The organism is Paenibacillus sp. PL91, from assembly GCF_012935325.2.
Classification (GTDB): domain Bacteria; phylum Bacillota; class Bacilli; order Paenibacillales; family Paenibacillaceae; genus Pristimantibacillus.
Window position 1 is genome coordinate 24562 of sequence record NZ_JABBYG020000014.1, and the last position, 25666, is coordinate 50227.

31 protein-coding genes and 1 tRNA gene are annotated in these 25666 nt (G+C 46.9%); 24 read left to right on the plus strand and 8 right to left on the minus strand.

Annotated elements, in window-relative coordinates:
- Nucleotides 1-8 precede the first annotated feature (8 nt).
- The 5 genes from HI950_RS25470 to HI950_RS25490 all read left to right on the plus strand — a co-directional run bounded on the left by HI950_RS25470 (nt 9) and on the right by HI950_RS25490 (nt 2090).
- Entirely contained in the window at nt 9-263 is a 255-nt protein-coding gene (locus HI950_RS25470; protein ID WP_169084058.1) for a putative Se/S carrier protein, read from the plus strand.
- Between the two features lie 31 nt (nt 264-294).
- Complete coding sequence (locus tag HI950_RS25475) at nt 295-1179, plus strand: mechanosensitive ion channel family protein (protein ID WP_169084059.1); 885 nt, start codon at nt 295-297, stop codon at nt 1177-1179.
- Nucleotides 1160-1378 (plus strand): DUF951 domain-containing protein, encoded by a 219-nt coding sequence (locus HI950_RS25480; RefSeq protein ID WP_169084060.1) that lies wholly within the window; start codon nt 1160-1162, stop codon nt 1376-1378. Before HI950_RS25475 ends, HI950_RS25480 begins: the two co-directional genes overlap by 20 nt.
- Before the next feature lie 83 nt (nt 1379-1461).
- Nucleotides 1462-1552: transfer RNA gene (locus tag HI950_RS25485), tRNA-Ser, on the plus strand.
- Nucleotides 1553-1628: 76 nt separating this feature from the next.
- The gene (locus HI950_RS25490; RefSeq protein ID WP_169084061.1) at nt 1629-2090 is read left to right on the plus strand and encodes a helix-hairpin-helix domain-containing protein; all 462 of its coding nucleotides are present in this window, start codon (nt 1629-1631) and stop codon (nt 2088-2090) included.
- A gap of 523 nt (nt 2091-2613) precedes the next feature.
- On the opposite strand, the gene HI950_RS25495 is transcribed toward HI950_RS25490, so the two are convergent.
- Entirely contained in the window at nt 2614-2796 is a 183-nt protein-coding gene (locus HI950_RS25495) for a YjzC family protein (RefSeq protein WP_169084062.1), read from the minus strand.
- Nucleotides 2797-3057: 261 nt separating this feature from the next.
- Here HI950_RS25495 and rpsF point away from each other — a divergent pair, with 261 nt between their 5' ends.
- From rpsF to HI950_RS25535, 8 genes are all read left to right on the plus strand, one after another.
- Nucleotides 3058-3342 (plus strand): 30S ribosomal protein S6, encoded by a 285-nt coding sequence (gene rpsF / locus HI950_RS25500; protein WP_053373427.1) that lies wholly within the window; start codon nt 3058-3060, stop codon nt 3340-3342.
- A gap of 36 nt (nt 3343-3378) precedes the next feature.
- Nucleotides 3379-3909, plus strand: a complete 531-nt coding sequence (gene ssb / locus HI950_RS25505; protein ID WP_169084063.1) for a single-stranded DNA-binding protein — start codon at nt 3379-3381, stop codon at nt 3907-3909.
- A 111-nt stretch (nt 3910-4020) separates the two neighbouring features.
- On the plus strand, nt 4021-4305 hold the full coding sequence (gene rpsR, locus HI950_RS25510) for a 30S ribosomal protein S18 (RefSeq protein ID WP_056637907.1): 285 nt from the start codon (nt 4021-4023) through the stop codon (nt 4303-4305).
- Between the two features lie 137 nt (nt 4306-4442).
- Entirely contained in the window at nt 4443-5612 is a 1170-nt protein-coding gene (locus HI950_RS25515) for a cation:proton antiporter (protein ID WP_169084064.1), read from the plus strand.
- 260 nt (nt 5613-5872) lie between these two features.
- A complete protein-coding gene (locus tag HI950_RS25520; protein WP_169084065.1) occupies nt 5873-6202 on the plus strand; it encodes an ArsR/SmtB family transcription factor in 330 nt (109 codons plus the stop codon).
- On the plus strand, nt 6180-6638 hold the full coding sequence (locus HI950_RS25525; protein WP_169084066.1) for an SRPBCC family protein: 459 nt from the start codon (nt 6180-6182) through the stop codon (nt 6636-6638). The genes HI950_RS25520 and HI950_RS25525 overlap by 23 nt, the downstream gene beginning before the upstream one ends.
- Nucleotides 6639-6689: 51 nt before the next feature.
- Nucleotides 6690-6890, plus strand: a complete 201-nt coding sequence (locus tag HI950_RS25530; protein ID WP_169084696.1) for an SRPBCC domain-containing protein — start codon at nt 6690-6692, stop codon at nt 6888-6890.
- A 65-nt stretch (nt 6891-6955) separates the two neighbouring features.
- On the plus strand, nt 6956-7399 hold the full coding sequence (locus tag HI950_RS25535; protein WP_169084067.1) for an SRPBCC family protein: 444 nt from the start codon (nt 6956-6958) through the stop codon (nt 7397-7399).
- 71 nt (nt 7400-7470) lie between these two features.
- Here the strand turns inward: HI950_RS25535 and HI950_RS25540 are convergent, their stop codons facing one another.
- From HI950_RS25540 to HI950_RS25555, 4 genes are all read right to left on the minus strand, one after another.
- The gene (locus tag HI950_RS25540) at nt 7471-8259 is read right to left on the minus strand and encodes a DUF4247 domain-containing protein (RefSeq protein WP_169084068.1); all 789 of its coding nucleotides are present in this window, start codon (nt 8257-8259) and stop codon (nt 7471-7473) included.
- Between the two features lie 10 nt (nt 8260-8269).
- A complete protein-coding gene (locus HI950_RS25545) occupies nt 8270-8776 on the minus strand; it encodes a DUF4178 domain-containing protein (RefSeq protein ID WP_169084069.1) in 507 nt (168 codons plus the stop codon).
- A 22-nt stretch (nt 8777-8798) separates the two neighbouring features.
- A complete protein-coding gene (locus HI950_RS25550; protein ID WP_169084070.1) occupies nt 8799-9200 on the minus strand; it encodes a DUF350 domain-containing protein in 402 nt (133 codons plus the stop codon).
- A gap of 118 nt (nt 9201-9318) precedes the next feature.
- Nucleotides 9319-9987, minus strand: a complete 669-nt coding sequence (locus HI950_RS25555) for a PspA/IM30 family protein (protein WP_169084071.1) — start codon at nt 9985-9987, stop codon at nt 9319-9321.
- Between the two features lie 164 nt (nt 9988-10151).
- On the opposite strand from HI950_RS25555, the gene HI950_RS25560 reads away from it, so the two are divergent.
- Nucleotides 10152-11309: an AI-2E family transporter gene (locus HI950_RS25560; protein WP_169084072.1), complete on the plus strand. Its 1158-nt coding sequence runs from the start codon at nt 10152-10154 to the stop codon at nt 11307-11309.
- Here HI950_RS25560 and HI950_RS25565 read toward each other — a convergent pair.
- From HI950_RS25565 to HI950_RS25575, 3 genes are all read right to left on the minus strand, one after another.
- Nucleotides 11304-11771, minus strand: coding sequence for a CBO0543 family protein (locus HI950_RS25565; protein WP_169084073.1), 468 nt, complete (start codon nt 11769-11771; stop codon nt 11304-11306). The two genes, HI950_RS25560 and HI950_RS25565, sit on opposite strands and share 6 nt — an antisense overlap.
- 111 nt (nt 11772-11882) lie before the next feature.
- A complete protein-coding gene (locus HI950_RS25570; RefSeq protein WP_169084074.1) occupies nt 11883-13202 on the minus strand; it encodes a hemolysin family protein in 1320 nt (439 codons plus the stop codon).
- A 270-nt stretch (nt 13203-13472) separates the two neighbouring features.
- A complete protein-coding gene (locus HI950_RS25575) occupies nt 13473-13829 on the minus strand; it encodes a DUF4870 domain-containing protein (RefSeq protein WP_317618444.1) in 357 nt (118 codons plus the stop codon).
- Between the two features lie 208 nt (nt 13830-14037).
- Here HI950_RS25575 and HI950_RS25580 point away from each other — a divergent pair, with 208 nt between their 5' ends.
- The 10 genes from HI950_RS25580 to yycF all read left to right on the plus strand — a co-directional run bounded on the left by HI950_RS25580 (nt 14038) and on the right by yycF (nt 25665).
- Nucleotides 14038-15090, plus strand: coding sequence for an LCP family protein (locus tag HI950_RS25580; protein ID WP_169084075.1), 1053 nt, complete (start codon nt 14038-14040; stop codon nt 15088-15090).
- 79 nt (nt 15091-15169) lie between these two features.
- Nucleotides 15170-15601 (plus strand): CBS domain-containing protein, encoded by a 432-nt coding sequence (locus HI950_RS25585; protein WP_169084076.1) that lies wholly within the window; start codon nt 15170-15172, stop codon nt 15599-15601.
- A gap of 240 nt (nt 15602-15841) precedes the next feature.
- On the plus strand, nt 15842-16747 hold the full coding sequence (locus tag HI950_RS25590; protein ID WP_191297055.1) for a DUF2232 domain-containing protein: 906 nt from the start codon (nt 15842-15844) through the stop codon (nt 16745-16747).
- Nucleotides 16748-16765: 18 nt separating this feature from the next.
- Entirely contained in the window at nt 16766-18727 is a 1962-nt protein-coding gene (locus tag HI950_RS25595) for a DHH family phosphoesterase (RefSeq protein ID WP_169084078.1), read from the plus strand.
- Nucleotides 18724-19167 carry a 50S ribosomal protein L9 gene (gene rplI / locus HI950_RS25600; protein WP_169084079.1) on the plus strand — a complete coding sequence of 148 codons (444 nt, stop codon included), beginning with the start codon at nt 18724-18726 and terminating at the stop codon, nt 19165-19167. The genes HI950_RS25595 and rplI overlap by 4 nt, the downstream gene beginning before the upstream one ends.
- Before the next feature lie 121 nt (nt 19168-19288).
- The gene (dnaB, locus tag HI950_RS25605) at nt 19289-20650 is read left to right on the plus strand and encodes a replicative DNA helicase (RefSeq protein ID WP_053373443.1); all 1362 of its coding nucleotides are present in this window, start codon (nt 19289-19291) and stop codon (nt 20648-20650) included.
- 190 nt (nt 20651-20840) lie between these two features.
- A complete protein-coding gene (locus HI950_RS25610) occupies nt 20841-22127 on the plus strand; it encodes an adenylosuccinate synthase (RefSeq protein WP_169084080.1) in 1287 nt (428 codons plus the stop codon).
- A 184-nt stretch (nt 22128-22311) separates the two neighbouring features.
- Complete coding sequence (locus HI950_RS25615) at nt 22312-23001, plus strand: hypothetical protein (protein ID WP_169084081.1); 690 nt, start codon at nt 22312-22314, stop codon at nt 22999-23001.
- Between the two features lie 149 nt (nt 23002-23150).
- Complete coding sequence (locus tag HI950_RS25620) at nt 23151-24725, plus strand: M23 family metallopeptidase (RefSeq protein WP_169084082.1); 1575 nt, start codon at nt 23151-23153, stop codon at nt 24723-24725.
- Between the two features lie 193 nt (nt 24726-24918).
- The gene (yycF, locus tag HI950_RS25625; RefSeq protein WP_169084083.1) at nt 24919-25665 is read left to right on the plus strand and encodes a response regulator YycF; all 747 of its coding nucleotides are present in this window, start codon (nt 24919-24921) and stop codon (nt 25663-25665) included.
- Nucleotide 25666 lies beyond the last annotated feature (1 nt).

The following is a 25666-nucleotide window of genomic DNA, read 5'->3' on the forward strand; positions in this document are numbered from 1 at the left end:
CAAACGCAATGGGGGTCTTGCTCGTGTTAATTGCATTTGATTCCACTCAGCAGGCATTGCGGGCAGAGATGCTGCTCGAGTACGCTGAAATAGAAATCGATATTTGTCCCACACCGAAGGAAATAACGGCAGGCTGCGCGTTGTCGATACATTTTCCAGAAGAGGATTTATCAATGGTGAAGGAAGTTATTGAGCAGGAAAATGTAGAAATTAGAGGCATATTCAAGCCATTGCAATCCGGTTATGAGCAACTAGAGCTTTAGGCGCGCAAAGTGCGGATGAGGAGGAATGATGATGTCAATCACAGAACGATACGACAAAACAGTAAATTGGTTGACAGACAATGATGTGTGGCAGGCTTTCGGAAGCTCAGCGCTGCGCGTAGCACTATTTTTAATCGTGGGACGTTTTGCTGTATGGATCATACATAAAACCATTAATCGGGTAGTGCTTGAACGTGAAAGCAAGCGCCCTCCGAACCATACAAGGCGTATGACAACAGTAGGCAAGCTCATGAAAAATGTAGTTTCTTATGTTGTATATTTCATTACGGTCATGCTAATCTTGTCTGAGTTCGGTATCAATTTGGGACCTCTGCTTGCGGGTGCAGGCGTACTGGGGCTTGCCATCGGTTTTGGCGCCCAAAGTTTGGTGAAGGATATTATAACAGGTTTTTTCATTGTGCTGGAGGATCAATTCGCTGTTGGAGATGTGATCCAAACGGGGCAATTTAAAGGAACGGTAGAGGTAATCGGGCTTCGAACGACGCGAATTCAGAGCTGGACAGGTGAGGTTCATATTGTTCCCAATGGCATGATTAATGAGGTTACGAATTTCTCGATTAATAATTCCATTGCAGTCGTAGATATCTCGGTTGCGTATGAAGAAGAGGTTGATCGGGCACTTGAAGTTATTCGCTATACGATGATTACGATGATGGATGATAATCTGATCAATGCGCCCGAGGTGCTGGGCATACAAGCGATTGCTCCTACAGGCGTAACCTTGCGCGTAATTGCGGAATGCCGACCGAATACGCATCCAATCGTAGCTCGAAAGCTGAATATGGAAATTAAGAAGGCGCTGGACGCCAGCGGAATTGAAATTCCATATCCTCGAATGGTAACGTATCATCGCAATGAAAAGGGAGGCGTAAAAGATGGAGCGAAAACAGTTTGAGCTTGGCGATGTCGTTCAAATGAAAAAACAGCATCCATGCGGCTCTAATGAAATGGAGATCATTCGAATGGGGATGGACATCCGCATTAAGTGCGTAGGCTGCAAGCATAGTGTCCTTATACCAAGAGCTAAGTTTGAGAAGAACATGAAGAAGGTGCTCCGTTCAAAAGGGTCGGATGAAGGCATAACCGGTTCATAACCGAGCTTGAACCGAATGCATGAATTATTTTGGACAAGTACTTGCGCAAGGACATACCGTATGATACAATAATTTTTACATGCGGAGAGGTACCCAAGAGGCCCAAGGGGGCTGACTCGAAATCAGCTAGGCGGGTCAAACCGTGCGTGGGTTCGAATCCCACCTTCTCCGCCATTATATAACAACTGACAAACGATTCGATCGACGAATCGTTTTTTTTATATTCATCTTAAAAAGGGAGGGTTACTCATTGAGTACGCCAAAGCTGCCATTAACGGATGATGAACGCAAACGGTTACGACAAGCAAAAATTAAGCTTATAGATGTGACAGGTTTCACGACAGATGAACTTAGTGCAACTTTAAACGTGCCTAAAGACAGGGCGAATCATTTGCTTGCGCTTGCTAAGTTCCAGGCGGTGCCTTCTATTGGCCCGAGCCTCGCTAATAATCTAGTGGAGCTAGGCTTTTATTCCCTGGAGCAAATTAAAAGCGGTGGAGAAAGCGGAGCGCAGCTTGTTGAGCGTCTGGAGAGGCTGCACGGCGTTTGGATGGACCCATGCGTCGAAGATGTGATGCGGCTTGCGGTACATCATGCGAACGATCCAGGAAGCGATAAGCAGTGGTGGGATTTTACGGCGGATAGGAAAGCATACAGAAAACAGTATGGTTATCCCGCTGATCGGCCAAGCGTGCCTTGGCACCAAGAGTAAGCACCAATAGAAATCAGTGATTATGTAAGCTCCATTAGATGGCATCAAATAAAAAACTTAAAGAGGAGGGCTCTCACGAGCCCTCCTCTTGACGGTGGTTGATGGTTGAGTCGATCAATTCTCACTGCAAGCATTTGAAACCTTGGAGCCTTCATTCGTCAATCGGAGAAAGTCAGCAGTAGCTTCATTAAATCCTTTTGAGCACAATCATACGTTATCCGCTTGAACGGTTTAGCGTATCGATGCTCGAATGCGCGTGTGTTACAGACAAGTGTCTTTGGCACAACCCTCCGCTTCTACCTTGAGTGGACGAAATCCTCTTAAGGCTTATCTCAATATAAGAACGTTTAGGTTTTACCCTAATCCGCTGCTTATATTCAATGCGCAACGAAAGCTGATCCGTCTGAAGACGGGTACAGTCGTTTACGCTTGCCAAAATGGTTCAACGGAACCACACCTCTCTTACACCGTCGCTAATTAGAATGTCCCAAGCTTTGCACTAATATTCGTGAAGCAATTGACCTTAATGATCCATCCGTCTCCATATTCGTTCATGATTCGTTGTTTGTGGAAACCGGTCCCCTTTGTTGAGACGTACCTTTTTTGGATTTTGAATGCCCATATGAAACGAATTCACTCCGTCTTCTATATACGTGCCGTCATTTGGAGCTTTATCCCCTGGCGTAAACATTGTACCTTCACCCATTATACTCACCCTCCAGCGTATAGTTAGAGCGGAAGCTTAGCAACAGTCCGCTGCCGTAGTATTTGCCGCGATGCTGATTTGCATAAGTAGAAGATTACGGCTGTAAGTTCAATTTCAATTTGCATATCTATGCATAAATATATGCTTCTGTTATTTGCGCTTGTCATAGGCGATTAGATTTGATATAGTATAGAGATGCGAGCAGAAGCTCGTTCCTTGCTCCATTTATGGGGCCGTTAGTCCAAGAGGAGGTGAAACAATATGCGCAAATATGAAGTAATGTACATCGTTCGTCCAGACGTTGAGCAAGAAGCCTTGCAAGCGATCGTTGACAAATTCCATGGCATTATCTCCAACGGCGGAGAGGTCACAAAGCAAGATGTGAGCGGAAAACGTCGTCTTGCGTATGAGATCAATAAGCTTCGTGATGGTTACTTTGTACTGGTACATTTCAACGCAACGACTGAAGTTGTGAATGAACTTGACCGCATCATGAAGATTACGGATGAAGTTATCCGTTCGTTGATCGTCAGAGACGTCGCTTAATCCACGCTGGATTGTTCGATTGGGAGGTCAGAAACGATGTTGAACCGTGTTATTTTAATTGGTAGATTGACGAGAGACCCAGAGCTTCGATATACGCCTGCAGGCGTTGCCGTTACACAATTTACGCTAGCGGTAGATCGTCCGTTTACGAGCGGCGGTCAAAGTGAGCGTGAAGCGGATTTTATTCCGGTTGTAACGTGGCGTCAACTGGCCGAGACCTGCGCCAACTACTTGCGCAAAGGCCGCTTAACAGCGGTTGAAGGTCGCATTCAAGTGCGGAATTATGAGAACAACGAAGGCAAACGCGTCTACGTGACGGAAGTTATCGCTGATAACGTTCGGTTCTTGGAATCCAATCGAGAAGGCGGAGGAGGCTCGCGAGAAGAAGGCGGAAGCAGCTACAGCGGCGGTGCAAGCAGCGGCGGCGGATCTTTCGGCGGCGGCAACAACGCTTCCCAAAGCGGTGGTAACCGTCCATCTGGTAATAACTCACGTAACGACAGCCGTGATCCGTTTCAGGATGACGGACGCCCGATTGATATATCAGAGGATGATTTGCCATTTTGATATCGGAGTAGTTTCTACTTCGTGTATCAATGGAACGGTTGCACAGCCTTTATTGCGAGATAAAGCTGTTGTGTAATTGTAAAATTTTCAACGATAAGGAGGATATCCATCATGGCTTTCAAGCAAAGAGATAACGGTGGCGACGAGCGTCCAGAACGTAAGTTCAGCGGACGTAAAGGCGGACGCAACAAACGCCGTAAAGTGTGTTTCTTCACTGTAAACAAAATTTCTAAAATTGACTATAAAGATGTTGATTTGCTGAAAAAGTTTATCAGCGAGCGCGGCAAAATCTTGCCACGTCGTGTGACTGGAACAAGCGCGAAATACCAACGCTTGCTTACAATCGCAGTTAAACGTTCACGTCAAATCGCATTGCTTCCTTACACGACTGAATAGGTCGATAAGTGAATATGTACGAAAGCGGAGGAGCCTGTCACCAAGGGCTCCTTTTGTTTTGTTTGCTGGAGCCCGTATGCATACGGGCTCTTTTTTGTTGCATGCTAATTCAATGGGGAAGAAAGGAGTGTGTGCGAATGCAGTTCGTATTTTATTTAGCACTCATTATCATATCCACAAAGGTCGCCGGACATTTGTCAGTACGGTTAGGACAGCCGGCAGTACTCGGCAAGCTGCTTGCGGGAATCATCATCGGGCCTGCGCTGCTAGGGTGGGTTCAGCCTGATGATTTCATCGGCCATTTTGCAGAGATCGGCGTGCTTTTGCTTATGTTTATTGCAGGATTGGAAACGGACTTGGAGCAGCTCCGACAAAATTGGAAAGCTTCCTTTGCTGTAGCGCTAGGCGGCATCGTTTTGCCATTTATCGGAGGCTATTCCATAGCTGCGGTACTCGGTCTATCGAACTCTGAGGCGCTATTCCTAGGTTTATTGCTGTGTGCGACTTCGGTCAGCATTTCGGTTCAAACGCTGAAGGAGATGAATCAGCTTAATTCTAAAGAAGGCACAACGATACTTGGTGCCGCAGTTGTGGATGATGTTGTCGTCGTCGTGCTGCTGGCCGTTATGATGAGCTTGCTTGGAACTACGGATCATGTGTCCATTCCGTTACTGATTGGAAAAAAGGTACTGTTCTTTATTATAATAATCGCGGCTAGCATTTGGGTTATTCCACACTTTATGAAGCTGTTCGCTCGCTTTAAAATAACGGAAGCAGCGATGAGCGCCGCGTTAATCACCTGCTTTGCCTTTTCTTATTTTGCCGAAAAAATGGGCGTTGCCGGCATTATTGGAGCTTTTGCAGCAGGTATCGCGATCTCGCAGACTTCGTTCAAGCATGATGTGGAATCGAAAGTGGAGCCGATAGCCTATACGTTATTTGTTCCGGTCTTTTTCGTCAGCATCGGTCTAAACATTACCTTCGACGGCGTAGGCAGCCAGATCGTCTTTATTATTCTTTTATCGCTCGTTGCTATCGTTACGAAGCTGCTCGGCGGAGGATTAGGCGCCAGGATGACTGGATTCAACAATCATTCATCACTTGCGATAGGTGCAGGTATGATTTCCAGGGGAGAGGTGGCGCTCATTATCGCAGCGACTGGCCTGGAGTCAGGGCTGCTGCTGCCACAATATTTTACGTCGGTCGTTATGGTCGTTATCGTGACGACGCTTGTTACTCCGCCTATGCTAAAGCTCGTTTTTCCACAAAAGCAGCAGGTTCAAAGCGAAAAGGAAGTTGCGAATTAGACGGAAAGCCCTTTTGCAGCAATGCACAAAGAAAGGGGCTTTCTCTAAAATAGCAAGTCAGCTTGATGGAGAAACAGCTCACTCTAAACAGAAATGGCGATGCAGGGATTCCTGTATCGCCATTGTTCTTTGTTGATTTAATGATATCTGCGCTATAGTGCCCTCATACGATTGTTCCTTGGGTTGTGTTCCACTTCCGCCAGTTATTGCGAAGCATTTATTAAGTTGACACTTAATTAAGTGTATGCTAAATTAATAGCATGATCGATAAAGCCATCCAAGCCATAACGGAACCTAGGCGCAGAGATATTTTACATCTCGTCCGTGATGAGGAACTGACCTCCAGCGCTATTGCGTCTCATTTTGACATTTCAGCACCAGCTATATCGCAGCATCTTAAAGTTTTAGAAGAAGCCGGACTCGTCATCGTGAGGCGAGCAGGCACCAAACGATTTTATAGCATTAGGAGGGAAGGGTTCGCCGAATTGATGCACTATATCGAGAGCTTCTGGGATGACAGCTTGATGCTGCTCAAAGCAGCGGCGGAAGAGGAGGAAAGGAGAAAACATGACATCAATCAGCAGCAATAACACGATCAAGAAAGAGATATTTATCGAATGCCGCCCGGAGACGCTGTTCACATTTTTTACCGACCCTAAGAAATTAGTACGTTGGATGGGGCGTCACGTATTACTCGACCCAAGTATCGGCGGCAAATACCGCATTGACGTTAACGGAAGCGACATTGCAATGGGTGAATATAAGGAAATGATTCCGAACGAGAAAATCGTCATGACATGGGGCTGGGAAAAATCCAAGGCGGTGCCTCCTGGTTCCAGCACGGTTGAGTTCAAACTAATCCCCAAAGATAATGGCACGCTCTTAGTCTTGACACACTACGATCTGCCGGCAACAGAAGTTGCCTCACATGAACAAGGCTGGATGCATTACATGCCTCGTCTGCAATCGATAGCACAAGGCAAAGACCCAGGCGTCGATCCATGGTCTGAGCAGGCCATGCATTAATGCAAAAATCATTAATAATAAACGTATTTAAAGGAGTCTATCCATCAATGAATACATTATCATGCAACTGTCGGGCGTGTTGCTAATTGGAAGGAAGGCGTTTACTCCGTGGCCAAATTCGAGCTCAAGAAGCAAGGCAGCGGAACAGTGCTAGTATTTGACCATTCCGGTTTCCCGGAAGGACAAGGCGAGCATTTGGGATCCGGATGGCACACCAATTATTGGGAGCCTATAGCGAAGCAGTTAGCTTAATTTAGATGAAAGGCGCGCGAAGCTTATGCGCGCTTTTCATTTTTCTGAGGAGGTGCCAGACAGAAATGGTAGATGTGTTTACCGAAATCAAAATCAAATGTCCTCGTGATACCGTTTCGGAATATGCGGCTAACCCCGATAATGCGCCTGAATGGTATGTCAATATTCATTCGGCAGAATGGCAAACGCCAAAGCCGCTCGAGGTTGGTTCTAAAGTTGCGTTTAAAGCGGCTTTCCTCGGAAAAGAGCTCTCCTATGTGTATCTAATTGCCGAATATATCCCGGGAAAAAAGCTAGTAATGAGAACGGCCGACGGTCCCTTTCCCATGGAAACGACATATACCTGGGAATCTGAGGGCGAACAATCAACCCGAATGACTTTGCGAAATAAAGGGAATCCGACCGGGTTCTCGATGTTATTTTCTCCCTTAATGTCGTTGATGATGAAGAGAGACAACAATAAGGACCTGAAAAAAATTAAACGTTTACTTGAAAAACGTTCTGGATAGCCTAGCCTCTCCGGCAAATATAAAGAAAAGAGCAGTATCCTCTCATTAGGATACTGCTCTTGTTATATGGCTTAGCGACGCCGGGTTATTCGGCTTTTGCCAGCCTTCACCGAAGGCTTTGAGGTTCGCGGCTTCGTAAATACTTTGCTTGAGCTGCTTTTTTGTTTGGTGTCTTTCACGATTTTTCCTTTGGAAGGGGTCTTACTCGTGATCGTGCTTTTCTTCTTATTATCAGTGGTACTCGTTTGTGAACCATTATTCGTCGTTGGCGCCGTTGATGAAGTCGATGCATTGGCATCCTTCGAGCGTTTGAACACCGATCCAGTACGATTGACTGTTGCAGGAGGAGCAATCTTCTTTTCCTCAGCTGTCGGCGTTCTGTACGTCGTTTTAGGCTTGTATTTATCCTTTTGGGAGTAACCGCGGTAATTTCCTTTGCCGTACTTGCCCTTATCGAATATATCGTCGAGCACGCTAGCGATTAAGTAGCCTTGGAGAAAGCCCGAGCTATAATTTTGACGTACATATTCGGTTGAGTCGATTTCGATAAGCGTATCTTCCGGCACGTCTGGAGCTTGCTGCAAATGGATGATTTCATTGGAATAGACGAGAAACATCCGCTCCGTGCTTACTTCGCTCTGCTGCTCTGGCGTGCGCTGATCGACAAAATCAGCAGCGACATCAGGAACGGAACGATTCTCGGCACGATACACATAAGAGGTTTGATTGCCTGAGCCATTGACCGATTCTAACGGATATTGCTCTTTAACCGTATCCGATACGGTGCATGCCGTGAGAAGAGGGACGATAAAGCTCAGGAGAAGCAGATACTTAATCGATTGATGCCACCATTTGTTCATCGTTTTCCTCCTATCCGCCGCGCAGCACGCGTACATCGGCAGGCAGAACGCTTTCTCCTTCATAAAGCATGAAGCGTCCGTTTTGCCATTCAATACGAAGAAGCTTCATATCGTCAGATTGATATTGCCAGACGTGCTGTTCGCCTCCCTGCATGTAAGGCGTCTTGCCGCTTGCTATTATGAATCCGGAGAATTGCTCCTCCATATGATAAGTGCGGTCATCAAGCTCCAAAATGGTAGGCACCTCGTCAATGGAATCAAGCCGTCCATCAATCGAGTCGTACAGTGCGTATACAGTTCTTTCCCGTTCCTCTATCGTCAAATACCGAATGGATATGCCATCTTGAAGCGTGAGAACAATGGCATTGCGGGCACGGTTATGCGTTCTGCCCGTTATGTTATAGGTAACTAAGGAGACCTCGCAAGCATCGCCAGGCGATAGCGTCATGATGCTTTTCTCTGCGATTGGAGGCTCCACTGGAGTAAGTAGATTTTTGATTCTTTTGAACAAGCTCATCTTATATGCTCCTTCTAAAAAGTTAAATAGATCCGATGATCAAAGCACCAGCTATATGGAGTGAGCCTGCGAACAAAGCGTATCCGACCTTGCCTTCATGAATGCCTTGCTCCAGCTTCATGCCGCTGATGGCAATGACGACTTTCTCGACAATCCACTCCAGCACGAGCAAGAGGACAAAAGAGACGAGCGAGATGACGAGTGCCTCCCACATTTCGCTTGATTTGCTAATCGACTGCGACAAGATATATGCTTGCGCAAATAGCTTCATCACGAAGCGTGTAGTCACAGCGGTATTTCCGTTTTTAATTTCCTGCAAATCGTTGTACTTCGTGAAGCGCGAATCCAAAAACATAATAATAACTAATAAAATAGCTCCTGCACCTGTCCAAACCGGAATTCGAATAAGATCAATCCAAGACATCGTTAGTTCCTCCAAAGTTTCAAGTTTAGAAAAAATGACCGCCTTTCGTTAAAACCGGTAGTCCGATTTATAACACTAGCGGTCATACTATACATTATTTGTTAGATAAATGGAAGAACTATTGTTTCTCGTACTGCTTCATAAGAGCGGCCAGCTCATCTTCAACCGCTTTGTCTTTGCCTAGCTTCTCAAATTCATCATCAAGCGACTTGCCCTTGCTGTTGATCTCGTTGCTCGCCTCGGCCTGCGCTTCCATTTGCAGCATTTTCTCTTCCATGCGCTTCATGCCAGCAGCGGCTGAATCGGTTCCGAAGCCCGACATCGCTTTATTGATTTCAGTCTGAGCTTTGGCTGCGTTATAACGAGCCACGAGCGTTTCACGCTTGTTCTTAAGCTCCGTAAGCTGCTTGCGCATCTCATCAAGCTTGCCCCGAAGATTATCAGCGAGCAGCTTATTCTGGTCAAAATTCGCCTTGTATTCAGAAGCCTTCTGCTCGGCTGACTTCTTCTCTTCCAGGGCGCGCCTTGCAAGATCAATGTTTTGGGATTGTGCGGCAAGATGCGCTTGCTCGCCGCGCTTCTCCACAAGCTGTGCTTGCTCTTCGTATAGCTGCTTAAATTTCTTCTCGATCGCAATTTGTGCAGCTACGGCTTTCTCTGCATCGGATAGATCCTCTTGCATATCGCGGATATATTGGTCAGTGAGCTTAATCGGATCCTCTGCTTTCTCAATAAGTGAGTAAACATTTGATAAAGTAAGGTCACGCAATCTTTTAAATATAGACAATGAAATCCCTCCTAGGATTGTAGTACACATAAGTAATGATACGCGAAGTGGATGGAAATAGTTGCAAGCAAATTGCGGAAATGACGCCATTCGCATTTATATTTACCGTAATGCTACAATTAATGAAAATAAACACCTGCATATGAAGAAAGAGGGTACAACTTATGGAAAATGCCAGAACAGGCACCGAGCGGTTCAAAAAGTTTATTTTAAACAATAAGTTCGTATTGTTTCTGCTTGTATTGCTGCTCGTAGGGCTCAATATTATGGTTTTTACGAAGATTTCCTACATTTTCACACCATTTACCGTTCTCCTCAAAACGTTGCTGCTGCCAGTCATATTGGCGGGAATTGCTTACTATTTGTTAAATCCGGCTGTCGATTATTTGGAGCGAAAGGGGATCAAGCGGGTATTTTCCATTATTGCTCTCTTTTTGCTTGGTGCAGGGCTGATTACGATACTATTGGTTATTGTTATTCCGATCCTAAATGAACAAGCCGTAAGCTTCGTACATAACTTTCCTAAATATGGGGATCAGCTGCGGCTAAATTTCGAACAATTTATGGCCAGCACCAGCTTTATTCAAATACAGGAATGGTTCAATTTAAATCCGTCAAAGCTGACAGGGAATATTACGGAGCAAGCTTCATCGCTGCTAAATCGAACTTTTTCGAGCCTAGGCTCTATTGTGGGGGCACTGAAGGAGGTCATTCTTGCGATTGTGACGCTGCCGTTTATTTTATTTTATTTATTAAAGGACGGAAAGCAGCTGCCGCAAACGATCGTTGGATTCCTGCCTAACAAGCTGCAGCCGCAGACGAAACGCATTATGGCGGAGATGAACGATCAAATCAGCAGCTACATTAGGGGGCAAATTATTGTCAGCTTCTGTATAGGGCTGTTATTGTACGTGGGTTATTTGGTCATTGGTCTTGAATACTCGCTTGTGCTTGCCTTGGTCGCAGCTTGTACCAGCGTCATTCCTTATTTAGGCCCGGCAATCGCAATTACGCCAGCCTTGGTTGTCGCGCTCGTTACTTCTCCCGTCATGCTGCTGAAGATGATCGTCATATGGACGATTGTTCAGCTTATTGAGGGCAAATTTATCTCGCCGCAAATTATGGGCAAAAGCTTGCAAATCCATCCGATCACCATTATATTTGTCATTTTGACGGCAGGCAATTTGTTTGGACTTGCTGGAATCGTGCTGGCTGTGCCGGGATATGCGGTATTAAAGGTTGTCGTTCTCCATTTGTTCGCATGGTTCAAGAACCGCTCATCGCTCTATCAGGAGGAGGAGAGCGTCGAGAAAACGTTATAATACACGGAATTTCTCAAGGAGCCTAAAGTATAGGTATGCGCAGCTAAAGGCAAGTAAATAGGACAGAATGGTATAACCTATATTCCAGCCATTCCCGTACGATACTTTGCCAATCAGCAGTCCCATATACTCAAGCAGCGTCGTAAACAGCACGAATAATAACAAAACGAGCACTGTTTTTTTTCGATGCAAGAAGATGATCCGTATCATGAAGCATGCCAATAATGGGTATAGGCCAAGATCGAGCGGCATCGCAGATACAGATTGATCGTCCGGTATGAGGGGGGTGAAGTCCCAAAACTTCATTTGAAAGCCGAGCGAATTGATAATCATCGATACTAGAGCGCCAACGGGGAAGATCAGCAGCAGTATTTTTGGACTTTTTCGAACGAGGTATATAGCTGCGAGCCAAGGAATAATGAATCCGAAAATGATATTAACCAGCATCTCATAAACTTGCATCAGAAATTCCTCTCCTCTAAATTTTTTATTAGAGTTCCCTTAACCGTTTTCAGCATACGCCTTTCCTAAATAAAACAAAGACGGTGTCATTAGACACCGTCTTTGTTCTCGTTATACAACCTCCGTTTTAAGCAACTTGTCATGCGGAGCGATCGTAAGTTCCACCTTATTGATGCGATGCTTGCTAACCTCGCGTACCGTGAAGGTTAAGTTAAGGAAGCTGAATTGCTTGCCGGGCTTGGCATCCTCCATCTCACTGTACAGCCAGCCGCCAACCGTATCGACCTTCTCATGCTCAAGCTCAGTGCCAATTAAACCGCCTAGCTCAGTGAGAGATACCTTTCCATCCAGTAGGTAGGACGTATCCGAGAGCACCTCAATGTCCTTGCGTTCATCCGCATCAAATTCGTCCCGAATGTCACCGACGATTTCTTCTAATATATCCTCAATCGTTACGAGACCTGATGTACCGCCATATTCATCAACGACGATTGCAAAGTGGACGCGCTCTTGCTGCATTCTGGTTAGAAGCGTCTTCACCGGCAGTGCTTCGGAGACAGACATAACAGGCTGGATAAGCGTTTGAAAATCAATTTCTTTGTTTACTTGATACTGTAGAAACAGCTGCTTCGTGTTGATCATCCCGATAATATTGTCTTTGCTGTCACCGGCAACTGGGAAACGCGTATATTGTTCCTTGCGGATAATTGCCATATTTTCTTGGAGCGTGTTGTTCTTGTATAAAACGGACATGTCCGTACGCGGAACCATAATTTCTTTGGCTAAAATTTCATCAAAAGCAAAGATCCGGTTGACGTAGCCATATTCCGTATTGTTAATTTTACCGCTTTCTAGACTATCGCTTAAAATGATTTGAATTTCTTCCTCGGAGTGTGCTTCTTCATGCTCCGTTGCAGGCTTTAGGCCAAACAAACGTACGAGCGCATTGGCAGAGCCATTCAAAACCCAGATAAAAGGGTACATGACTTTGTAGAAGAAGATGATGGGTTTAACGACCGCAAAGCTAACAAGCTCCGCTTTTTGAATCGCTAGGCTCTTAGGAGCGAGCTCGCCAATGACCACATGGATAAAGGTAACAACGACGAATGCGATTAGAAACGATAAAATATGACTTAGCTCATTGTTTATTTGCCATTGACTAAATAGAGGAAATAATATCTTCTCTACTGTAGGCTCACCTAGCCAACCAAGACCGAGTGCTGTAATGGTAATACCGAGTTGACAGGCGGACAAGTAACCATCCAAGTTATTTATTACTCGTTGAACGGCAAGTGCGTTCTTCTTTCCTTCAACGACCAATTGGTCAACGCGGCTGGAACGTAGTCTAATGATAGCAAATTCTGTAGCTACGAAAAAAGCGGTTAACACAACTAGTAAAGCAACCAAACTTAGATTAAGTCCTATACCCATAATAAATGTTCACAATCCTTTTTTATTCAAATTTTTTAGTAGTCATTTAATAGTACGAACTTTCAGCCAATTCATCAAACCGCTGAATAACGGATAAAAGGCTTCAATGGGCCAATAAAACCGATTTTAAGGCAGCAATAGATCAATATTAGCCAATCGCTCGTTTTTGCGAGATCACATATACGGTTTAATGAGTGGTTCATATGAACTTTTAGGTAAAACAAAAAAAGAACGGCAGCAGGCCGTCCCATTTTTGAACGAAAAAAAAGGTTAAAATTTGTTGGCTTGCTGCTCCGACCATTCGCCAATAACGGGAAGCTTGCCCAGTCTGCCTTGTAGGGTAAGCAGCATAAGTGCGATCCACAGGACGAAGCCAACAATCGTCAGCAGAAAGCCCACAATTGCGCCGAGGATTGGAATAAATCCAAGCAAAATGTTTAGAACGACAAGGGAAACGGAAACGACGATGGATTGAACGGCGTGCAGCCTGACAAAGCGGCTTTGCTTCTCGAGGATAAGAAATATAATACCGGTAATAAAGCCCCCCAAATAACAAAGCAAGCCTACTACTTTAGGGTCAAGACCAGTTGATGATTTGTCCGGTTGAATGGATGGAGGTAAGTTCACGATTGTCACCCTTTCTATTCACATATACTTGTACTTGTCATGATTGTATTCGTCATTGAAAGTCAATAGACCTTTTTGTTTTATAAAATAATATCCAAATATGGCATTAATCCGTTGTAAAAGTTTTGTAACCTGTTTCGACATTTTATCGTCTAAACTGAGAAAGGCATTTATAAAAGAATAGTATAGATAGGAGAAGTTATCATTTATGAATAAACGAAAATGGTTATACACGGCGTCTGCCGCAGTCGTTATTCTTCTTGTTGCCGTCTTTTTTAACAGAGGGACTTTGGCAGCATTCGGATTTGATTGGTTGTTGCAAGGGCAAGTAGAAAAACAATTAGAACAAACTTATAAACCGATCGATGGACGGGAACCCGTTCCGGTTAGTACAATAGATAAGAAGCAGGACCCGTTCTCTGTATTGCTGCTCGGCGTTGACCAGCGCGGCAAAGAGATTGGACGTTCGGATACGATGATCTATACGATTGTTCGTCCGAATGACGGTGATCTGCTCATGGTCTCGATACCGCGGGATATGTATGTTGATATCATCGGGAAGGACAAGAAGGATAAAATTACGCACGCTTACGCTTTCGGCGGAGCGGGAATGGCTATGGATACAGTAGAGAACTTCTTAGATGCGCCTATTAATTATTATGCTTCTATTAATTTTGAAGGCTTTCGGCAAGTAATCGATACGCTTGGCGGTATCGCGCTTCCCATTGAAGAGGATATGGTCAATGACGATCCGGATCACGAGAAATTTGTCATTAAAGCAGGTCAGGAAAGCTATAATGGCAAGGATACGCTTAATTATGTCCGTTACCGGGAGGATGCCGGCGGCGATATGAACCGTACGGAGCGGCATCAGATTTTTTTAAGTCTTCTAATGGATAAAGCGAAGCAATTGAATCAATGGTCTAAAGTTCCGCAGCTTATGGATATTATGGGCGACAACTTTAGCACGGATATGCGTCCGCAGCAGCTTGTCGACTTTAGTCAAAGCATGCTGCAGGCGAAGGAGCGGAATATCTACAGCCACTCGCTGCTTGGCAGCGGCCATCGCTTGAGAAGCGGCGGAGCATGGTATTATTTTGCCGATGATGAGGATTTGGCGAAGGTACAGGCGATGATCAAGAGCTGGTTAAACGCAGATACGCCTGCGTCCAGCCTTATTTTGCCGGATAAGTATACAGTGAACAAGCCGAAAGAGGTAGGAACGCTATCGAGCAGCGAGACGACGACAAAGCAGCCGTAAAGCTGCTTGCTCCGGTCCGTCTGCTGCCTATGGCAAAAAAAAGTATGGGATTGAGCAAACGGAACGGAGTGGTTGGGGAATGAATATTGCGTTTTTTTTATTGCCGAAGCAGGATGTTGTATGCTTAACGCAGGATACAACATTAAGGCAAACGCTTGAGCGAATGGAATATCACCGTTATACGGCGGTACCTATTATTAATGATGATGGCGGATATGCAGGCACGGTTACGGAGGGCGACTTGCTATGGTACATTAAGGACCATGCAGACCTGACGCTTGAGCAGACCAATAAAGTGCGGCTTATGGATGTGCCGCTTCGAATGAATAATAAGACGGTGCGAATCGATGCTAATATGGATGATCTGATCTCGCTGGCCAAGCTGCAAAATTTTGTGCCGGTTGTCGACGACATGAATCGCTTTATTGGAATTGTCCGCAGAAGTGAAATTATCGATTATTGCCAAAAAATTATTATGGAGCAGCATAAAGTGCTGCAGGATAACAACTAACCGGTAGCGAAGAAGGCTCGTTATCAGGTACTATTTTCTAAGCGCATGGGGCATTATAGGAAGAAGTCAAGGCGGAATGGGATTGCTGTTCCGTCTTTTTGTTTTTGTATGAGCGGCGAAGCGGGTGTTTATCCTAAGAGCGAGTAAGTGGGATTGTACGTGATATGTTGAGCTTTTATGCTATAATGAGTTGTAAAAGTTTCGTAAGAAACCAGATTATATAAGCAAGAGGTGAACGGTTTGAAAACCGGCTTGAAACCAGTGCTGTGGAGCTGTGCGGCACTCTTATTATTGTTGTCTCTTCTCGTACCGCTCTTTAACGTCATTACTATGCTGCTGCTTATGGTGCCGTATGTCGTGCTGTACACGACCTTGTCGCCAAAGTCGTTTGCGTTGCATCTGGTTCCCGTATGGGTGCTGGCGTTCTTCATCGGTGGACCGGCTACACTTATTATCGGTTTGTTCTTTCTCATACCGTCTATTGTGATGGGCCACTTGTTCATGAAGCAAGCGCCTGCCTCAAGAGTTGTTCGGACGGTCGGCGTCGTGATTCTCGCTCAATTGATGCTGGAGCTGCTTATATTTGAGGTGTTCCTCGATATTTCACTCCTTAAAGAATTAAGCACATTTATTCGGTCAACGGTAGAGGAGCTAATGGCGCAGCGCTATCTGCCTACGGAATGGGATTCAGGGCTGACGGATATCGTGATTCACACGATGATCAATTCGATTCCGGTTACCTTTATTATGATCGCATTCGGGCTTACCGTTATTTCGCAGTTCGTCTCTCGCAGAGCCGTCAAGTGGAGCGGTGGACCAGAGGTGCCACGGTTTACGCGTGCCAAGGATTGGCGTCTGCCTCGCTTGCTCGTTGTATTGTACCTGCTGACTTATGTGATGGAATTGTTTGCATCAAGGACGAGCGATTCTTTTTTTGCAGTGGCTTTAATGAATTTGGTTCCTCTGCTTAGTTTTGTTTTTGCGTTTCAGGCTGTCGGATTTTTCTTTTTCCTTGCAAACCAGCGAGGATGGAATAAAGCGGTGCCGATCCTTATTGCGATTCCGGTGCTTTTAATCCCGCCGCTAAGCTTAATTGGCGTCCTGGATACCGCTTTCCCAATCCGCAAGTCGTTTACGAAACCATAGCACAGGAGCGGATTGGAAATGCCTAAGTTTTTGGTAACACGTTGGCACGGAATGCATCAGATATGGGCTTTCGTCTTAATGGTGCTCATGTCGGTCGCGCTTGCCTGGTTCGAGTGGCTGCTAGGACTGCTCGGGCTGCTGCTGACTGGCGGAGTATTGTTTTATACCGTGATGGCGGAGCGGGCGTTCCGCAAAGATCTCAAGTCGTATTTAGGCACGTTGTCCTATCGCGTGAAGAAGGCGGGCAACGATGTCGTGAGCGAGCTTCCTTTCGGCATTATTTTATATAACGAAGATCGAATTGTAGAATGGCATAATCCTTATATTGCAGGAATCGCGGAGCGGGAAAACGTAATCGGCGTGCCGCTTGCGGAGCTTTTTCCGACTTTGCAGCAGGTGAAGGAGCGGGAGGGCACCATCGAAGCGACGATTGGTTCTTCGGTGTATCAGCTCATCTTTAAGCCTAAGGAACGGATTTTGTACGTCCAAAATATTACGGAGCGCTGGCAGCTTGGGCGTAAATACGATGATGAGAAGCTTGTTCTAGGGGTCGTCATGATCGATAACCTTGAGGAAGTGACGCAAGGCCTCGACGATCATCAGCGCAGCTCAATGCTCTCAAAGGTCACGACAGAGATTACGGAATGGGCGCAAAAGTTTCATGTTTATTTGAAAAGACTAACGTCCGACCGTTTTCTGCTTGTAACTGACCAGAAGACGCTAAAGCAGCTGGAGCAATCCAGATTCATTATTTTGGATGAAGTGAGGGAGATTACCGGCGATCATAAAATCCCGGTTACGCTCAGCATTGGCTTCGCAGCAGGCGCCGAGCACATCATTGAGCTTGGCCAATGGGCGCATATGAGCCTTGATATTGCGCTCGGAAGAGGCGGCGATCAAGCGGCCGTTAAAGTGGGAAGCCGACAGTCCTTCTACGGCGGCAAATCCAATGCGGTAGAGAAGCGTACGCGCGTACGCGCGCGGGTTGTCGCTCATGCGCTGCGCGATCTCATAAAAGAAAGCCATAACGTTGTTATCATGGGCCATAAAATGCCCGATATGGACGCTATCGGTGCAGCGATCGGCGTCATGAAGGCGGCGCAGCTGTTCGGCAAAGAAGCTTATATCGTGCTTGAAGGCGTCAATCCGGCGATTCAGAAAATGATGGAGCTTATCAAGGAAGACGAGAAGCTGTCGAAGCGGTTTGTATCGCCAGAGCAAGCTTCCGCGCTTATTACGCCGCAATCGCTTGCGGTGGTCGTCGATACGCATAAGGTATCGATGGTGAAGGAGCCGAAGCTGCTCACGCAAACGGAGCGCATCGTAGTAGTGGATCATCATCGCCGCAGCGAGGAGTTCATCGCGAATGCGATACTCGTGTATATGGAGCCTTACGCTTCGTCGACGTGCGAGCTCGTAACCGAGCTGCTGCAATACATTCATGACCGCGTTGTGCTGGATGTAAGGGAATCAACGGCGCTGCTTGCCGGTATTACGGTAGATACGAAGAGCTTCTCGCTTCGTACGGGAGCTCGGACGTTCGAGGCCGCTTCCTTCCTCCGCCGCAACGGGGCGGATTCGATGATGATTCAGCGAATGTTGAAGGAAGACCTTGAAGAGTATGTGCGCAAGGCGGAAATTATTAAGCATGCCGAGGTGCTCTACGAGCATGTGGCTATTGCAGTAACGGAAAGCGGTCGTAAATATTCGCAGCTGCTTATCGCGCAATCGGCGGATACGCTGCTGAATATGACGGATATACTTGCTTCCTTCGTTATCGGGGAGCGGCCTGACGGTCTTATCGGTATTAGCGCGCGATCGCTGGGCCATATGAATGTGCAGGTTGTTATGGAGAGAATGGGCGGAGGCGGGCATTTAACGAATGCTGCCGCTCAGCTTGAAGGATCAGTGGCTGAAGTAGCCGAGCGTCTGAAACGGGTTTTGGACGAAATTGAAACGGAAGAGGGGTTATTTGAATGAAAGTGATCTTTTTGAAGGATGTTAAGGGACAAGGGAAAAAAGGGGAAGTAAAGGATCTATCCGAAGGGTATGTGCGCAATTTTCTATTGCCGCAAGGACTGGCGAAGCTGGCTTCGGACGGCAATCTGAAGACGCTTGAGGTACAGCATGCTTCTGAGCAAAAGCGCAAGGAGAAGGAAAAGGAAGATGCCGAGGCGCTTGGCAAGAAGATGGAAGAGATGACGGTTGTCATTAAGACGAAAGCTGGCGAGGGCGGAAGATTGTTCGGCGCCATCACAAGCAAGCAAATCGGCGAAGCGCTCGCAGCGCAAGGCATCAAAATCGATAAACGTAAAATCGAGCTGGAAGATCCGATTCGCACGCTAGGCGTTACTCAGGTTGTGGTTAAGCTTCACCCTGAAGTAAAAGCTAAGGTAAGCGTTCAGGTTTCTGAGGAATAGAAGGCATAGAGAAGGTTTGCTTCGCAAACCTTCTCTTATGCTTACGAAGTAGATTTGCTTCGCAAACCTTAGCTTATGCTTACGAAGTAGGTTTGCTTCGCAAACCTTTAAGGAGGGACCCATGAGTACAGAGCTGATGTTTGACCGTGTTCCACCGCAAAACTTAGAAGCTGAACAGGCTGTCATCGGAGCGATATTGCTGCAAGCGGAAGCGCTTATTACAGCGATGGAGCGGGTGCGCAGCGAAGACTTCTATAGCGGTCCTCACAGACAAATTTATGAGGCGATGGTCGAGATTGCCGAGAACAACCAGCCGGTTGACCTCGTAACCTTGACCGCGCATTTGCAGGATCAGCATTTGCTTGAAGAAATAGGCGGCGTCAGCTATTTGGCGAAGCTGGCCAATTCGGTGCCGACAGCGGCAAATGTTGACTATTACGCACAAATCGTTGAAGAGAAATCGATGCTGCGGCGGCTTATCCGCACAGCGACCAACATCGTATCCGATGGCTATGCAAATTCGGAGGATGTTGGCGTACTGCTCGGCGATGCGGAGAAGAAGATTCTCGAAATCTCGAATCGCCGCTCAGGCAGCGGATTTATTTCCATCCGCGATGTGCTGATGGAAGTATTCGAGAAGGTCGAGCAGTTGTACGCCGATAAAGGAGGCACGACGGGCATACCGTCAGGCTTCACGGATCTAGACCGTATGACAGCGGGCTTCCAGCGGAGTGACCTTATTATCGTTGCTGCGCGTCCATCGGTAGGTAAAACGGCATTTGCGCTTAACATCGCCCAAAACGTAGGCGTCCGCGCTCGCGAGACGGTCGCGATCTTCAGTCTCGAGATGTCAGCGGCACAGCTGGTTCAGCGTATGATTTGCGCGGAAGCGAATGTGGATGCGCAGCGCATGCGGACAGGCCATCTTGAGGGTGACGACTGGGAGAAGCTGACGATGGCGATAGGCTCGCTATCCGAGGCGCAAATCTTTATTGATGATACGCCGGGGATTACAGTCGCCGAGATTCGCGCCAAATGCCGCCGTTTGAAGAAGGAAAAAGGGCTTGGCATGATCCTTATTGACTACTTGCAGCTTATTTCCGGCCGCGGCAAAGCGGGCGAGAATAGGCAGCAAGAGGTATCTGAAATATCGCGTACGTTGAAGCAAATAGCGCGTGAGCTTGAAGTACCGGTTATCGCGCTCTCGCAGCTCAGCCGGGGCGTTGAGCAGCGGCAGGACAAGCGTCCGATGATGTCTGACCTCCGGGAGTCAGGATCGATCGAGCAAGATGCCGATATCGTATCATTCCTGTACCGGGATGATTACTACGATAAGGAATCCGAGAAAAAAGATATTATCGAAATTATTATCGCCAAGCAGCGGAATGGGCCGGTAGGCACGGTAGAGCTGGTCTTTCTGAAAAAATACAATAAATTCGTAAGTATTGATCGCGCGCATCAGGATCCGATGCAAGCATCATGAATATCCGAACAATTGCAGGGGTAGCTATGCAATTGTTCGTTTTTAGTTTGACTTCTCGATGATGGACTGCTACACTATTAATGCTGTCTTTTGCCTGATAACACGAAGCCTTCAATAAGAAGGGAATTTCGTGCTACAGCATTTTGACGGTAATTTTCGGTGTTTATAAACACCGGACGGGGGTATAATTATGTCTACGGTTGTTGTTGTTGGTACACAGTGGGGAGACGAAGGTAAAGGCAAAATCACTGATTACTTGGCAGAGGGAGCCGACGTCGTCGCTCGTTACCAAGGAGGAAACAATGCCGGACACACGATCCTTATTGATAACAAAAAATATAAATTGACGATGATTCCATCGGGCATTTTCAATCATAATAAAACTTGCGTCATCGGCAACGGAATGGTTATTAACCCAGAAGCGCTTATCGACGAAATAAACTATATCCATGATAATGGATTCTCAACCGACAATTTGAAAATTAGCGATCGCGCGCATGTGATCATGCCTTACCACCTTGTGCTTGACGGCCTTGAGGAAGACCGCAAAGGCGATAACAAAATCGGTACGACACGCAAAGGAATCGGCCCTTGCTACATGGACAAAGCGGCACGCAACGGTATCCGTATCGCTGATTTGATGGATGCAGAGGAATTCGAAGCAAGAGTTCGCAGCATTATCGTTGAGAAAAACCAACTGATCGAGCAAGTATACGGCGGAGAGCCGCTTGATGCTGACTCCATCGTACGTGACTATCTCGGCTATGCAGAAGTACTGCGTCCATATGTAACAGACACTTCGGTTGTTCTGAACGATGCAATCGATGCTGGCCAAAAGGTACTATTCGAAGGCGCACAAGGCGTTATGCTTGATATCGACCAAGGAACTTATCCGTACGTAACATCCTCCAACCCATCGGCAGGCGGCGTTTGTATCGGTTCAGGCGTTGGTCCGTCCAAGATCCAGCAAGTTATCGGCGTTGCCAAAGCGTATACGACTCGCGTAGGCGATGGCCCGTTCCCGACGGAGCAGGATAACGAGATCGGTCAATTGATTCGTGATAAAGGCCATGAATACGGTACGGTAACAGGCCGTCCTCGCCGCGTTGGCTGGTTCGATACGGTTGTAGTTCGCCATGCGCGCCGCGTTAGCGGTATTACGGGTCTGTCCCTGAACTCGCTTGACGTTTTGACAGGTCTTGAAACGGTTAAGATTTGCACAGGCTACAAATTGCGCGGTGAGGTTATCGAAACTTATCCAGCAAGCCTGAAAATGGTATCCGAGTGCGAAGCGATCTATGAGGAGCACCCAGGCTGGTCTGAGGATATCTCCGGCGCAAAAACGCTCGAGGATCTTCCGGTAAATACGCGTAACTACTTGAACCGCGTATCCGAGCTTACAGGCATTCCGATCGCGATCTTCTCGGTAGGCCGCAATCGCGAGCAGACGAACCCTGTTCGTCCGATCTACGAATAGAATATGAGCTTGATGAAGGATGGCCCCTGGGGTCATCCTTTTTTTGTTTGTCTTTGGAATATAGCATGCCAAGGGGGAATGTCTCTCTCTAAACTTGACCATAATAGTATGTAACAGATTATGGGAAATAGCAGCTGATAGAAAAGGTAACCTTCGGCTGCTGATCGAGAGGATTGGTGCGAGCGTGTTAAAGAGAATCGGATGGCTCGGAAAGCTAGTTGCGGCGGGGCTTATTTTAAGCTTTTTGTCGATATGGACGACGGGCTATATTGTTACAAGTTATGTAGAGACGCTGCTAAAACAGTTTAATTTGCCGCTTGAGGTGCCGCCAATGGCGATGACAGGCGTTTGGGGGAAGCTCTGGGGCGCAGATCCGCTCGTAACGACGGATATCGCTGGCAAAGAAGAGACTCCGCCCATTATTGAGGATAAAACAGACCCCAAAGAGGAAACGCCGGACTCTCAAGCGGGTACGAATGAGCAGGGCGATCCTCCGGCATCGGTAGATGCGTTCGGCGAGGTGACCGAGCCACCGCTAACGGATATTGGTATCGGGGGCGGTACACAGGCAGGTGGAGGCGCTCCGGTAGATGGCGGAGAGGTGCAGGAGGGAACGGCAGGCACGGATGACACTGAAACGGCGATGACGACAGATGATTTAACCGAGGTAAAGGAACAAATGAGCGATGAGGACAAAGAGGAGCTGTTCGGCCTATTGATGACCAAGCTGCCTCAAGATTCATGGCAAACCATCTCTCAATATGTTGAAAATGGGCTGACGGAGCAAGAGTTGACGGCGATTCAACAAATTATGGCACAGCATCTCGACAAGACCGAATACGGGCAAATGATGGACATTCTGAAAAAATATTAATTTTTAAAGATAGGGTAAAGGTTGCTCCAATTGTTGGGCATATGTTAAAGTATTAGGCGAGTGATCCGACAGGATAATTCGTCTTTTTTTGTATTTTTTGATGTCGGAAACCGGAATAAAAGTTGCATTAGCGCGAAAAGGAGACAATCATGACCGTTTTTAAGGACCAAGGTCGGATTCAGAAGGTATGGAATCAAGCGATACAGTACTTTCGGCATGACCGATCGCAACACTTGAATGGCAAGACTCAGCAACAATCCGCAAGCGGCAAGGCAAACACGTCATTTTGGCGCAAGAAGCCGGTACAGCTAGCGGGCGGGGTGCTCGTACTCCTCACTGTAGCCGGATTTAGTGGAATCCAATATGTACAAGCAAACACAGTCGATTTTTATAACGTATATATGAATGGAACAGCTGTTGGGACCGTGAGTGATCCTGATAAAGTAGAGCAGCTAGTTTTGTTAAAGACAGAGGAAGTTCAGCAAGCTAATCCTGGTATTAATATGGTACTTGATACGGGTACGATTACATATGAGGCCGAGAGCGCATTCAAAGGAACGCCTGAAACGGATGTTACGTTGGACAAGCTTAAAGGAATGTTCACTGCTCACGCAGTTGGCGTTGAGGTGAAGGTTGACGGTAAAGTAATCGGTATCGTGAAAGACCAGCAAACGGCAGATGCGGTGCTGCTTCGTGTACAAAGCAAGTTTGCGCCTAAGCTGGCCGCTGCTAAGAAGGATTCAAAGGAAGTTAGGTCGCTCTCCTTCGATGCAAGCGAAGCGGCTGTACCGGAGAAAGAAACAAAAACGGCATCCAAGGTGCCTGGCCGCGAGGTGACGGAGGTCGAGTTTATCGAGGCCGTCATGACGGAGTCGATCGATACCGATCCACAGCAGATCATGGAAGCGGAAGCGATTTACAAGATGCTCGTTCAGGGCAGCATTCAGCCAACGAAATATACGGTGCAAGAAGGCGACTGCGTAGGCTGTATCGCGCAGAAGTTCGATATTTCGCCTGAGGTTATTTATAAGAACAATGCTTGGATTAAGGACGACAAAATTACAATCGGAGATGTTCTCGATTTGACGGTGCTCCAGCCGGAGCTAACGGTCAAGACGGTTGAAAATTTAGTTGAGGTCGAAACGATCGAGCCGCCAGTGGAAGTGAAGAAAAATGCGAGTATGCGCGTTGGCGAGTCGAAGACACTCTCACTAGGATCAGCAGGCTCTAAGCGCATGACTTATCGCATCGTGAAGCAAAACGGTTACGTCGTTTCCGAAGAGCTGCTTACGAAGGAAGTCATTAAGGCAGCTAAGCCAAAAATCGTTGAGCGAGGCACTAAGGTTATTTTGGGCGAAGGATCAGGAAACTTCGCGATGCCGGTTTCGGGCTCACGATTAACCAGTAAGTTCGGACAGCGCTGGGGACGCATGCATAACGGCATCGATCTCACAGGAAACAAGAACATTCATGCATCTGACACAGGCGTAGTTGAGTTCGTCGGCACGAAGCCGGGTCTTGGCAAAACGATTATCGTGGACCATAAGAACGGCTATACCACCGTTTATGGTCACTTAAGCTCTTACAAAACGAGCGTAGGCGACATAGTCGAAAAAGGCGATACAATCGGCATTATGGGCAGCACGGGCAACTCGACTGGCGTTCATTTGCATTTTGAAGTGCATAAGGACGGCGTATTGCAAAATCCGTTAAAGTACTTATAATTTTATACCCCATTTCAACCAAAGAGAATCACTTCCGCGTACTGCGAAGCGATTCTCTTTTTTTATTGCGGCGGCTCAAAGCGATAAAGGAAAATCCTTGCTAACATGAAGGAAGTTTCATTGTGAACTAATGGATAACGTGTGCTAAAATAGAAGGTAATCAAAAAAGGACAAGCGACGGGCGGGTGTAGCGATGCACGGAAAAATATTAGTGGTCGATGACGAACAGCCGATAGCAGATATTATAAAGTTTAACTTGGAAAAGGAAGGGCATCAGGTGATCTGCGCCTTTGATGGCGGAGAAGCGGTGAGGCTTGCATTCGAGGAGCTGCCGGATCTGATTTTGCTAGATTTGATGCTGCCTGTGAAGGATGGCATGGATGTATGCCGCGAGGTGCGAACCAAGCTGCAGATGCCGATCATTATGCTCACGGCCAAAGATACGGAAATTGATAAGGTGCTAGGGCTAGAGCTAGGCGCGGATGATTATGTGACAAAGCCGTTTAGCACAAGGGAGCTGCTGGCACGGGTGAAGGCTCATTTGCGCAGGCAGCAGAAGCCGGCAGGCTCCGGCGAAGGCAATGCCGGCGCAGCCGAAGCGCCAGCCGAGCAAGAACAGCAGGGCTTTAAGCTGTTTAACTTATTTATTGATACGGATATGTATGTGGTTTATAAGGATGGAGAGCCGCTTGATCTGACTCATCGCGAATATGAGCTCGTTTACTATATGGCACGCAATAGCGGCAAGGTGATGACGCGCGAGCATTTGCTGCAGGCTGTATGGGGGTTCGAGTATTTCGGGGACGTGCGAACAGTCGACGTGACGATTCGCAGGCTGCGCGAGAAAATCGAGGATGACCCGAGTCGTCCCGAGTACATTATGACCCGGCGGGGTCTAGGCTACATGATGCGCAACTCCAAGTCTGGAGGCCTCGGTTAAG

Coding starts and splice junctions, on each gene's coding strand:
- HI950_RS25470 (WP_169084058.1), top strand. CDS start 9: ATGGGGGTCTTGCTCGTGTTAATTGCATTTGATTCCACTCAGCAGGCA.
- HI950_RS25475 (WP_169084059.1), top strand. CDS start 295: ATGTCAATCACAGAACGATACGACAAAACAGTAAATTGGTTGACAGAC.
- HI950_RS25480 (WP_169084060.1), top strand. CDS start 1,160: ATGGAGCGAAAACAGTTTGAGCTTGGCGATGTCGTTCAAATGAAAAAA.
- HI950_RS25495 (WP_169084062.1), bottom strand. CDS start 2,796: ATGGGTGAAGGTACAATGTTTACGCCAGGGGATAAAGCTCCAAATGAC.
- rpsF (WP_053373427.1), top strand. CDS start 3,058: ATGCGCAAATATGAAGTAATGTACATCGTTCGTCCAGACGTTGAGCAA.
- ssb (WP_169084063.1), top strand. CDS start 3,379: ATGTTGAACCGTGTTATTTTAATTGGTAGATTGACGAGAGACCCAGAG.
- rpsR (WP_056637907.1), top strand. CDS start 4,021: ATGGCTTTCAAGCAAAGAGATAACGGTGGCGACGAGCGTCCAGAACGT.
- HI950_RS25515 (WP_169084064.1), top strand. CDS start 4,443: ATGCAGTTCGTATTTTATTTAGCACTCATTATCATATCCACAAAGGTC.
- HI950_RS25520 (WP_169084065.1), top strand. CDS start 5,873: ATGATCGATAAAGCCATCCAAGCCATAACGGAACCTAGGCGCAGAGAT.
- HI950_RS25525 (WP_169084066.1), top strand. CDS start 6,180: ATGACATCAATCAGCAGCAATAACACGATCAAGAAAGAGATATTTATC.
- HI950_RS25535 (WP_169084067.1), top strand. CDS start 6,956: ATGGTAGATGTGTTTACCGAAATCAAAATCAAATGTCCTCGTGATACC.
- HI950_RS25540 (WP_169084068.1), bottom strand. CDS start 8,259: ATGAACAAATGGTGGCATCAATCGATTAAGTATCTGCTTCTCCTGAGC.
- HI950_RS25545 (WP_169084069.1), bottom strand. CDS start 8,776: ATGAGCTTGTTCAAAAGAATCAAAAATCTACTTACTCCAGTGGAGCCT.
- HI950_RS25550 (WP_169084070.1), bottom strand. CDS start 9,200: ATGTCTTGGATTGATCTTATTCGAATTCCGGTTTGGACAGGTGCAGGA.
- HI950_RS25560 (WP_169084072.1), top strand. CDS start 10,152: ATGGAAAATGCCAGAACAGGCACCGAGCGGTTCAAAAAGTTTATTTTA.
- HI950_RS25565 (WP_169084073.1), bottom strand. CDS start 11,771: ATGCAAGTTTATGAGATGCTGGTTAATATCATTTTCGGATTCATTATT.
- HI950_RS25570 (WP_169084074.1), bottom strand. CDS start 13,202: ATGGGTATAGGACTTAATCTAAGTTTGGTTGCTTTACTAGTTGTGTTA.
- HI950_RS25580 (WP_169084075.1), top strand. CDS start 14,038: ATGAATAAACGAAAATGGTTATACACGGCGTCTGCCGCAGTCGTTATT.
- HI950_RS25585 (WP_169084076.1), top strand. CDS start 15,170: ATGAATATTGCGTTTTTTTTATTGCCGAAGCAGGATGTTGTATGCTTA.
- HI950_RS25595 (WP_169084078.1), top strand. CDS start 16,766: ATGCCTAAGTTTTTGGTAACACGTTGGCACGGAATGCATCAGATATGG.
- rplI (WP_169084079.1), top strand. CDS start 18,724: ATGAAAGTGATCTTTTTGAAGGATGTTAAGGGACAAGGGAAAAAAGGG.
- dnaB (WP_053373443.1), top strand. CDS start 19,289: ATGAGTACAGAGCTGATGTTTGACCGTGTTCCACCGCAAAACTTAGAA.
- HI950_RS25610 (WP_169084080.1), top strand. CDS start 20,841: ATGTCTACGGTTGTTGTTGTTGGTACACAGTGGGGAGACGAAGGTAAA.
- HI950_RS25620 (WP_169084082.1), top strand. CDS start 23,151: ATGACCGTTTTTAAGGACCAAGGTCGGATTCAGAAGGTATGGAATCAA.
- yycF (WP_169084083.1), top strand. CDS start 24,919: ATGCACGGAAAAATATTAGTGGTCGATGACGAACAGCCGATAGCAGAT.